Origin of the sequence: Inquilinus sp., from assembly GCF_039594555.1 — a bacterium.
Classification (GTDB): Bacteria; Pseudomonadota; Alphaproteobacteria; order DSM-16000; family Inquilinaceae; genus Inquilinus.
Genome location: NZ_JBCNNF010000246.1, coordinates 1 through 10,425, shown reverse-complemented (window position 1 = coordinate 10,425; position 10,425 = coordinate 1). Strand labels below are relative to the sequence as shown.

Annotated in this window: 5 protein-coding genes; all 5 read right to left on the bottom strand. The window is 72.7% G+C overall.

Going from position 1 to position 10,425, the window contains the following annotated elements:
• Positions 1-478: condensation domain-containing protein (locus ABDW35_RS23385; RefSeq protein ID WP_343716269.1), on the bottom strand; the 478-nt coding region annotated here is incomplete at its 3' end.
• A gap of 5 nt (positions 479-483) precedes the next feature.
• Positions 484-3,651: an amino acid adenylation domain-containing protein gene (locus tag ABDW35_RS23380; RefSeq protein WP_343716268.1), complete on the bottom strand. Its 3,168-nt coding sequence runs from the start codon at positions 3,649-3,651 to the stop codon at positions 484-486.
• Entirely contained in the window at positions 3,648-8,162 is a 4,515-nt protein-coding gene (locus tag ABDW35_RS23375; protein WP_343716267.1) for a condensation domain-containing protein, read from the bottom strand. The genes ABDW35_RS23380 and ABDW35_RS23375 overlap by 4 nt, the downstream gene beginning before the upstream one ends.
• Positions 8,163-8,170: 8 nt before the next feature.
• Positions 8,171-9,847, bottom strand: a complete 1,677-nt coding sequence (locus tag ABDW35_RS23370) for a cyclic peptide export ABC transporter (protein WP_343716266.1) — start codon at positions 9,845-9,847, stop codon at positions 8,171-8,173.
• Between the two features lie 22 nt (positions 9,848-9,869).
• Positions 9,870-10,425 (bottom strand): TauD/TfdA family dioxygenase (locus ABDW35_RS23365; RefSeq protein WP_343716265.1); only part of this gene is annotated, 556 nt, incomplete at its 5' end.

The window sequence follows — 10,425 nt, the reverse complement described above, 5'->3', positions numbered from 1 at the left end:
CGCCAGCAGGCGTCTCGCCGCGCCGGGCCAGGGCGACGCGCAGCAGCGGCGGCCGGGCAAGGTCAAACGGGCGGCGGATCCGCGCCTGCAGCCAGGCGGACAGCGCCAGCTCCGCCCCCGGCGTTCCGGCCGCGGGCAGCACGGCCTGCTCGATCGCGACATCGACCCACGGCAGCACCACCTGCCGCGGCTCGCCCTCCCCGCCTTCGAAGCGGGTGCGCAGCACGGCGTGGCGCTCGACCAGCCGGCGGAAGGCGGCCTCCAGCGCCGGCACGTCCAGCTTCCCCCGCAGCCGCAGCGCGCGGACGGAGTTGTAGGCCGCGCCCTCCGGATCGTAGTGCTGCAGGAACCACAGGCGCTGCTGCTGGAAGGACAGCGGGGCCGAGGCCCCGCTGTCGCGCGGACGGATCGCATCCGGATCCGCCGCCTCGTCATCCAGCAGCAGCGCCAGCAGCGCGTCGTTGTCGATGTCGTTCATGGGTCTCAGAGGGCCTTGGCCTGACGGGCCTTCTCCAGGAGAGCCGCCCGCTCGGCCTCGCTCATGCCGTCGAGGCTGAGGCGCAGGCCGGCGATCTGCTCGATCCGGCCCGGCGCCGCATGGCCGCGCAGCGCCTGGGCCAAAGCGGCGATGCTGAGATGGTCGAAGACGATGCCGGGCGGCACCTCGAGCTGGAACAGCTTGCGGATGCGGGCGACCAGCTTGATCACCTGCAGCGAGTTGCCGCCGATGTCGAAGAAGTCGTCGGTGACGCCGATCGCCTCCACCGGCCGCTCCAGCAGCTCCGACGCCACCTGGCGCAGCAGGGTCTCGACCGCGTCGCGCGGCGCCACCTTGGCGCTGGTCTCGGCCAGGATGGCCGGATCGGGCAGGCCGCGGCGGTCGATCTTGCCATTGGCCAGGCGCGGCATCCGGTCCAGCGCCACGATCTGCGCCGGCACCATCGGGCCGGGCAGGCGCGCGGCCAGGGCCGGGCGGAGCGCCGCGACGTCGCCTGAGGCCAAGGTGACGAAGCCGACCAGCCGCGCCTCCCCGCCCTCCGGCCGGTGCACCACCACCGCCGCCTGCTGCACGCCGTCGAGGGCCTGCAGCGCGGCCTCGACCTCCCCCGGCTCGACCCGGTAGCCGCGGATCTTCACCTGATGGTCGGCCCGGCCGACCACCTGCAGGGAGCCATCCGGCAGGTGCCGTGCCAGGTCACCGCTGCGGTAGAGCCTTCGGCCTTCATGCTCGATGAAGGCGCCAGCCGGGTCGACGTGCAGATAGCCACGGCTGAGCTGGGCGCCGGTGATATGCAGCTCGCCCACCGCGCCGGTCGGCACCGGCCGGCCAGCGGCGTCGAGCACCAGCACCGCACTGCCGGCGAGCGGACGGCTGAGCGGCAGGGCGTCGCCGGCCCACACCGGGGCTGCGGCGTCATGGGCATGGATCAGCACGCCGACCGTGGTCTCGGTCGGGCCGTAATGGTTGAACACCCGGCATTGCGGCGCGATCGCGAGGATCCGGTCGACGAGCGCTTTCGGCGTGGCCTCGCCACCCAGGATCAGCGTGGCCGGCAACACCGGCGCCGGCGCGTCGAGCAGCGCTGCCAGATGCGACGGCACCAGCTTGGCGCAGTCGATGTCGTGCTGTCGCAAGAAGCCGGCGAAGGCAGCTCCGTCAGCCATCTCGGCCTCATCGGCCACCGCCAGGCCGGCGCCGAGGCGCAGCGCGCCGAACAGCACGGTGTTGCCGAGATCGGCGGCGACGGTCGAGGTCAGGGCGAAGCGCCGGCAGGCGGCGAGGCCAAGCGCCTCGCTCACGGCCTCGACATAGGTCCGCAACTGGCCGTGTTCGATCACCACGCCCTTCGGCGTGCCGGTCGAGCCGGAGGTGAACAGGGCATAGGCGGCGCGGGCCGGATCGTCCTCGTCGAGGTCGGGCAGGTCCGCCGAAACTGGCTCCGCCATCGCAGCGGCCAGTGCGTGGACCGGGATCGTGTCGGAGGCGACCGGGTCGGCCGCATTGGTGAGCACCAGCACCGGCCTGGCTTGGTCAAGCAGCAGTTGCCGCCGCGCCTGCGGCCATTGCGGGTCAAGCGGCAGATAGGCGCCGCCGGCGCGCCAGACGGCGAGCAGCGCGACCACCATGTCCGGAGAGCGCGCCATGTCGAGCGCGACAATGGCCTCACGGCCGACTTCATGGGCGACGAGCCAGGCGGCCAGCCCGTCCACCCGCGCATTCAGCCCCGCATAGTCGAGGGCGATGCCGCTTCCGGCCAGGGCCGGCGCCGTCGGCGTCTCGCGGCCCCAGCGGGCGATCAGCGCCGGCAGCGACGGGCCGGGCGCCGGAGCTTGGGCCGTGGCATCGAAGGCCGCGAGCCGCGCCAGTTCCGCCGGGCCCACCGGCGACAGGAGGCCGAGCGGCGTGTCGAGCTGGTCCGGCAGCCCGGACAGCAGGGTGACGACCTGCTCCAGCAGCGTTTCCATCGCCGCGGCGTCGTACCGGCCGCCGTCCCAATGCAGGGCAAGGGCGCGGAGGCTGCCGTCCTCGGCCAGGTCGGCCTGCAGCGCCAGCTCGAAGGGTCGGGTGCCGTCCGCCGAGACCAAGCGCCAGGCGCCGCGATCGGCCGCCTGGCTCGCGATGCGGAAGCCGGCGACGAGATGGTCGCTGCGGCCCGGCGCCTCGACCGGCCAATGCTCCTGCCAGCCGCGATGGCTGTCCAGCACCGGCGCCAGCCTGTCCAGGAAGGCGGCGAAGGGTTCCGCCGGATCGGCCGTCAGCCGGAGCGGTAGCACCTTCTCGAACGGCCCGATGGTGTAGGCGAAGGCGTCGTAGTCGCGACGGCAATCGTGCTGCCAGCCGGCCACCAGCTCGGCCCGGCCGGAGATGCGCGCCAGCAGCGCCCACCAGGCCGCCTGCAGCACGGCGTCGAGCCCGATGCCGCGCGCGGCGGCGAGATCCGCCAGCCGCTGCGCCACCGCGGCGTCGATCGCGGCCTCGCGGCTGTCCCGCATGCCCGTGCCGGCCTCTCGGCGATAGGGCAGATGCAGGGTCGGCGGCGCCGAGGGGCCGAGATGGTCCTGCCAATAGCGGCGGCCCTCGGCGGCGTCCTCGTCGGCCGCCATCTCGGCGCGCCATTCGACATATTGCGCGTAGGCGACGCCGTCCTCGTTGGCCGGGACGGCGGCACCCGCATAGTCGACACGTAGCGCGCGGTGGATCAGGACGAGCGAACCGCGATCGGCCACCAGCGGCGAGGCCAGCAGCGCCAGGCGCCATTCCGCACCGCCCAGGCGATACAGCGCGGCCCGCAGGGTGCGGCCGGAGGCGAGGTCGAAGCCGGTGGCCTTCTGCGCCGCCAAGTCCCGGGCCGTGGCGTCGGCCGCATCGGCCCGGCCGCGCAGGTCGAGCACCGACCAGACCGGCTCGGCCGGTGCGTTCAGCAGCCGGGCGCGCAGGCCGCGGAAGCCGGGGACGGCGACGAAGGCGGTGCGCAGGATGTCGTGCCGGCCGGCGACCCGCAGCAGGGCGGCGCGCATCCGCGCCTCATCCAAATCGCCGGAGATGCCGACGACCAGGACCGCGGTATCGTCCGGATGCTCCGCGGCGACGCGCTGCTCGGGGCCGAGCGGCCAGGTCTCCGCCCCGGCGGAAAGCGCGAGGTCGGTCATCGCGCATCCCCCAGGCTGCTGCGGTCGACCATGTCGCCCATCGCCACGACGATGCGGCGCGGGCCCTCATATGGGTCGCGGGCGTGGGCGGCGAGCATGTTGTCGAGCATCACCACGTCGCCGCGGCGCCAATCGAAGCGCACGGCGCAGGCCTCGTACAGCTCGCCGATCAGGTCCATCACCGCGTCCTCGATCGGCGAGCCGTCGCCGTAGAACACTTGGCGCGGCATCCGCTCGGGCCCGACCATGGCCAGCAGGTCCTCGCGCACATCGGCGTCGAGGCAGCGGGTGTGGTGCAGTTGGACCTGGTTGAAGAAGGAGCGCTCGCCGGTCAGCGGATGGGTGATCACCGCCGGGCAGCGGGTGCGGGTCTGCAGCTCGTCCCGGCCGAGCCAGGCGAAGTCGACCCCGGCGGCGCGGCAGCGGGCCTCGACCTCCTCGCGGCTCTCGGTCTTGAAGAAGTCGCGCCAATCGACGTCGAGATTCTCGGTGAAGGTGCGGACATAGGTCAGGCCGAGGCGGTCGAAGCGCTCCGCCAGCTCCGCCGGCAGCCGGCGGTACAGCTCGCGGCAATCGACGATCGGGGTGGCGCCGCCGACCGGCGACGGCTGCTCGCAGAAGAACCACTGCTTGCGCGGCCAGCGCGGCAGGTGCGAGCTCTCATTGTGATAGAGGATCATCTTCCGCTCCGGGTAGGGCGTGGAGCGGTAGGTGTTGCGGCCTCCTTCCTTCTTCGGCAGGTCGCCATAGGAGCCGTAGAGACCGGGCTGCAGCGCCTCGGCGAAGGCCTCGAACTCCTGCGGCGTGGTCAGGCCGAAGCCGCGGAACAGCAGGCCGGCATGGCGCCGCAGCCAGGCCTCGACCTGGTCGCGATGGGCGGCGGCCCAGGCCATGGCGTCGAGATCGGCGCTGGCCGGCTCGACCACCAGCGGGAAGATCGCGCCCGGAGTCAGCGACGAGGTCCGCACCAACTCGCGCGCCGGCACCGCGGCCGGGCGGGCGGCGGGGGATGCGAACCTCTTCAGCTTGTCCAGCTTGGCGCCCATGCGGGCAGCGCCGGCGGTTTCGGACGGCGACGCGGTCGACGACATCGCGGACTCCTCCAGGGGGGGAAGGGTGAAGCCGCTCAGCGAGCGGTCCGGGGTTTCGGCGATCTGCTCCAGCAGCGCGGTCCAGGCGGCCACCAGACGCCCGACGCGCGGCCGGGCGAACAGGTCGGTGGCGAAGACCCACTCGCCCTCGAGGCCCTGCGCGGCGCGGGGGCCGAGCGGGTCGAGGAACAGCGCCATGTCGAATTTCGAACCATGGGCCTGGGCGGGCCGCAGCTCCGCCGACAGCCCGTCGACGCCGAAGCGGCCGCGCGCCGTGCTCTGCAGCACGAACAGCACCTGCACCAGCGGGTTGCGGGCGCGGTCGCGCGGCGTGCCGGCGGCCTCGACGATCTGGTCGAAGGGCAGCAGCGGCTGCTCGAAGGCCTGCAGCGAGTCCTCGCGCACCCGGTCCAGCAGATCGGCAAAGGACAGCGCCGGGTCGGGCCGGGCGCGCAGCGGCAGAACGTTGACGAAGAAGCCGACCAGCCGGTCGAGCTCGCGCCGCGGCCGGCCGGCGACATCGGTGCCGACGATAAAGTCGGTGGCGCCGGTCAGCCGGTGCAGCAGCGTCTCGAATGCCGCCAGCAGCACCATGAACAGCGTACCGCCGCGGGCGTGGCCCAGCGCCTCGAGCCGCGCCACCAGCGGACCCGGCAGGCTGAAGCGGACGCTGTCGCCAGCCTGGGAGGCGACGGCCGGGCGCGGCCGGTCGGCCGGCAGCTCCAGCCGCTGCGGCACGCCGGCCAGCCGGTCGCGCCAGAAGGCCTTCTGCCGGTCCAGCAGCTCGCCCTGCAGCAGCCGGCGCTGCCATTGCGCATAGTCGAGATACTGCACCGGCAGCGGCGCCAGATCGGCCGGGCCGTGCACCAGCGCGGACCGGTACAGCGCGCCGAGATCGTCGATCAGCACGCCGATCGACCAACCGTCGGCGACGATGTGGTGCAGGCCCAGCAGCAGGCTGTGATCGGTGGGCCCGAGCCGCAGCAGGGTGGCGCGCAGCAGCGGCGCCGCCGCCAGGTCGAACGGCCGCCGCGCCTCCTCCGCCTCGATCTCGGCCAGCCGTGCCTCGCGCCGGGCGGGGTCGAGCGCCGAGAGGTTGATCTCGGGCAGCGACAGGGCAGCCTCGGAATCGACCCGGACCACCGGCACGCCGTCGGCATCCTCCGGATAGGCGGTGCGCAGGATCTCGTGCCGGGCCAGCAGGCCATGGAGCGCCCGCTCCAGCGCCGGGCGCGACAGCGGGCCGGTCAGCCGCAGCTGGCCGGTCAGGTTGTAGGCACTGCGCGCCGCCTCCCCCGCCAGTCGCTCAGCCAGCCACAGGCGCTGCTGCGCCAGGGACAGCGGCATTTCCGCCCGCCGCGGCACGGCCACGACCGGCGGCAGACCGGCCTCGGACGCTTGGCGGGGCGCCGCCTCCAGCCGGGCCGCGAGCTCGGCCAGGCTGTGCGGCGCAAAGACCTCGCGCAGCGGCAGCTCGACGCCGAACTCGGCGCGGATCCGGTCGATCGCCTGCAACGCCAGCAGCGAATGGCCGCCCAGGGCCAGGAACTGGTCGTCGCGGCCGATCGGCCCGCAATCCAAGAGCTCGGCCCAGATCGCCGCCAGGCGCCGCTCCGCCCCGTCCCGCGGCGGCTCCCGGTCCGGCGCACCGTCGCGGGCCGACGAGCGGCGGTAGAGATGCCAGGGTTGCAGCTCGCCCGAGGCCAGCCGCTCGGCACAGGCGGAGCGCTGCAGCTTGCCGCTGGTGGTGCGCGGCAGCGTGCCGGGCTCGAGCAGCGCCACCAGCGCCACCGGCTCCTGCTGGGTCTCGACAACGATGCGCTCGATCGCCTCCACCAGCGCTTCCGGCGCGATCTTGCGCTGGGTGCTGCGGCTGATCTCGACCGCCACGCCGATGCTCTCGCGGCCGTCATGGTCGACCGGGAAGGCCGAGATCCGCCCGTTGCGGATGCCGGGCACCCCCGCCTCGATCACCGCCTCGATATCCGTCGGATAGCGGTTCTGGCCGCGGATGATGATGACATCCTTGCGCCGGCCGGTGATGAACAGCTCACCTTCATGCAGGAAGGCGAGATCGCCGCTGCGCAGCCAGGTCCCCTCGCCCCGATCGAGGAAGACCTTGCCCGTCGCCTCCGGATTCCGCCAATAGCCGCGGGTGACGCTGCCGCCGGCCAGCCAGATCTCGCCGACCCTGCCTTCGCCGAGCGGCTCCAGCGTCTCGGGGTCGACGATGCGGAGCTGGCCGGGCCGGATCGGCCGGCCGCTGCTGACCAGCTCGACGCCCGCCGCGCTCGGCACCGCCCGGTGCGCCGCCAGCGCCGCCGGGTCGACGCGCAGCGTGACATAGTGGTGCGGCCGCGGGCTGCAGGACATGGTCAGCGTGGCCTCGGCCAGGCCATAGGCCGGGGCCAGCGCCTCGCGCCGCAGGCCGGCGGGGGCGAAGCGCGCGGCGAAATCGGCCAGCGTGCTGGCGCGCACCGGCTCCGACCCGGAGAAGGCGAACTGCCAGGACCTAAGGTCGAGGCCGGCCAGGGTCTTATCGCTGATCCGCTCACAGCACAGGCGATAGGCGAAGTCGGGGCCGCCGCTGAAGGTGCCGCCGAAGCGGTGGATCGCCTCCAGCCAGCGCGCCGGCCGGGCAAGGAAATGCTGCGGCGCCATCATCACCAGCGGGATGCCGGCGAAGAAGGGCAGCATCAGCCCGGAGATCAGCCCCATGTCATGGTAGAGCGGCAGCCAGCAGACCAGCACGTCGGCCGCAGTGACGCCGCAGCCATGCACCATCATCTTCTGGTTGTCGATCAGGTTGGCATGGGTGACCTCGACCCCTTTGGGGTTCGAGGTCGAGCCCGAGGTGTATTGCAGCAGGGCGATGTCGTCGCCCTTGGCCGGATACGGCCGCCAGGCCTCCGCCAGCACGTGCGGGAGGGCGTCGACGGCGACCACGCCGACACCGTCCTGGCCGGCGCAGAGAGCCTCCACCGAGGCCTGGTGCGAGCGGTCGGTCAGCAGCAGGCGGGCGCCGGCATCCTTCACCATCCCCTGCAGCCGCTTGACCTGGTGCAGGCTCATCCCCTCCGGCGGATAGGCCGGAACGGCGATCACCCCGGCATAGAGACAGCCGAAGAAGGAGGCGACGTAGTCCGGCCCGCTGTTCAGCAGGATCAGCGCCCGGTCGCCCGGCGCCGCCACCGCCTGCAGATGCGCCGCCACCGCCCGAGCCCGCAGGTCCAGGGCGCGATAGTCGAGCGTCGCGCCGACCGTCTCGCCATCGGCCAGGAAGCGCAGCGCCGGGCCACCATCGTCGGCGGCGGCGCGGCGGCGCAGCAGTTCGACCAGCGTCTCGGCATCGGCATAGTCCAGCGCCAGCGGGACGGTGGCGTCGCGGCGCGGGCGGAGATCGAAGGCAGCGTCACCCACGGCGAACCTCATGACACCGGCGAGAGGGAGAGATCGTGGCCGTTGACGGCGCGCAGCGCCGGCCCGGCCGCGGCGGGGCCGATGCGCTCGACCACCTGGCCGCGCTCGAGCTTGATCAGTTGGTCGGCCAGCCCAAACCAACGGTCGTCATGGGTGATGACCAGCACGGCCTTACGCTGCGCCTTCAGCTCGGCCAGGACCTCGCGGTAGAACACGTCCTTGAACTGCGGGTCCTGGTCGGCCGCCCATTCGTCGAACACCATCACCGGGCGGTCCTCGAGGCAGGCCGCCACCAGCGCCAGGCGCTTGCGCTGGCCCTGCGACAGGTCGCGGGTGGAGAAGGCGCCGCCGCGAACCGCGACCTTGTGGTCGAGATGGAGCTGCCGCAGCCAGCTGTTGGCGCGGTCGTCCAGCGACCCGTCCGCCGCCTCCAGCAGCGTCTCGAACAGGTGGAAGTCGGAGAACACGGCGGAGAACAGCTGCCGGTGCTCCTCGCCGCCCGGCTCGGCCAACGGCCGGCCGTCGACGCGGACGGTGCCAGCCTCGGGCACGTAGAGGCCGGTGACCAGCTTCGCCAGCGTGGTCTTGCCGCTGCCGTTGCCGCCGACCAGGAAGGTGATCTCGCCCGGCCGCAAGGTCAGGTCGATCGGGCCGAGGGTGAAGACCTCATCCTCGCGTTCGTCGTAATAGCCGTGGGTGACCCCCTCCAGCGCCAGCGTGACCTCAGCCCCGGCCGGGGGCGCCGCGGCGGCCTGATCCCTCACCTCCAGCCGCCGCACCGTGTCGTCGATGCGGCCGAGCGCCACCCGGGCCATGCCGAGATGCGGGATGTTGGCCAGCAGCCCCTCCAGCGGCCCCATGATGTAGAGGAAGGCGATGACGTAGCCGGAGACGATGCCGGCCTGCCCCGGCGCGATCCAGATCGGCGCGAACAGCGCCGTGCCGATCGTCGCCATGAACAGGAGACGGCCCCAGCCATCGGCGAAGGCCAGCAGCGACAGGCCGCGGACTCGGCTCTTGCCCACGGCGGCAATTGCCTCGGCCAGGACCGCGTCGAGAAAGCGCCGTGCCTTGCCGGCGTTCAGCTTCAGCTCCTTGGCGCCACCATTCAGGGCCTCGAAATGGCCGAACAGCCGGTCCTGGCCCCGCCCCGCCTCGCGGAAATGCGACAGCACGCGCCGGTAGCTGAGCTGGTGCCCGACCGAGCCGAGCAGCAGCACCACGGCGGTCAGCAGCAGGAAGACCCACGACAGGGCGGCGAGATAGGTCAGGACGCCGAGGATGACGATGCCGTTGGTGACCAGGATCGGCAGGCTCATGCAGAAGGTCGCGATGGCCGAGGCGTCATCGGTCAGCAGCGACTGGATCCGCGCCCGGCCGACCATCTCGAGCCGCCGGTAGGGCGCCGCCACCACCGCCTCGGCGATGTGCTGGCGCAGTCCGCCGAGGGCCTGCTGGCCGAGCCGGGCGAACAGCGCGCGGGACGCGACCTGCGCCGCCATCACCAGCAGCGCCGCGGCGGCGAAGGGCAGCAGCCATTGCGGCAGCGCCTCGGCCGGCGCTTGCAGGGCGCGGTTGATCAGCAGCACCAGCAGCGCGCCGCCAGCCCCGCAGGCCAGGCTGGCGAGGATGGCGGCCGCGAACAGGGCCCGCGACCCGCGGATCAGCATTCCGAGAAGCGACACGGCTTTCTCCGGCTCCGGAGCGTCAGTGCAGGCCGTGCGCTTCGGCCATGGCGACGATGACCTTGCGCGGCCCCTTGAACGGCGCCCGCGCATGGGCGGTGAGCATGTTGTCGAGCATCAGCACGTCGCCCGACTGCCAGGGGAAGCTGATCTTGTGCGCCTCCAGCACCTCGCGGACCGTGGCCAGCGTCTCGTCCTCGATCGGCGAGCCGTCGCCGTAACAGACGTTGCGCGGCAGGTCCGGCTCGTCGACCAGCTCCATCAGGGTCGACCGCACCTCGGGCTCCAGGTTCGAGACGTGGAACAGATGGGCCTGGTTGAACCAGAGCATCTCGCCGGTCACCGGATGGGCAATCGTGCCCTGGCAGATCTGGCGGGTGCGCAGCTCGCCATCCGGCTTCCACTCGCAGTCGATGCCGTGGCTGCGGCAATAGGCTTCGACCTCGGCGCGGTCCTCGGTGCCGAACACCTGCTGCCAGGAGACGTCGAGGCCGTTGCCGGTGTTGCGGACATACATCAGCCCCTTCTGGGCGAAGCGGTCGCGCAGCCCGGCCGGCATGGCACGGTAGACGGCGCGG

Excerpts from the sequence above, each read along its gene's own strand:
- ABDW35_RS23380 (WP_343716268.1), bottom strand. The coding sequence starts at position 3,651 with ATGACCGACCTCGCGCTTTCCGCCGGGGCGGAGACCTGGCCGCTCGGC.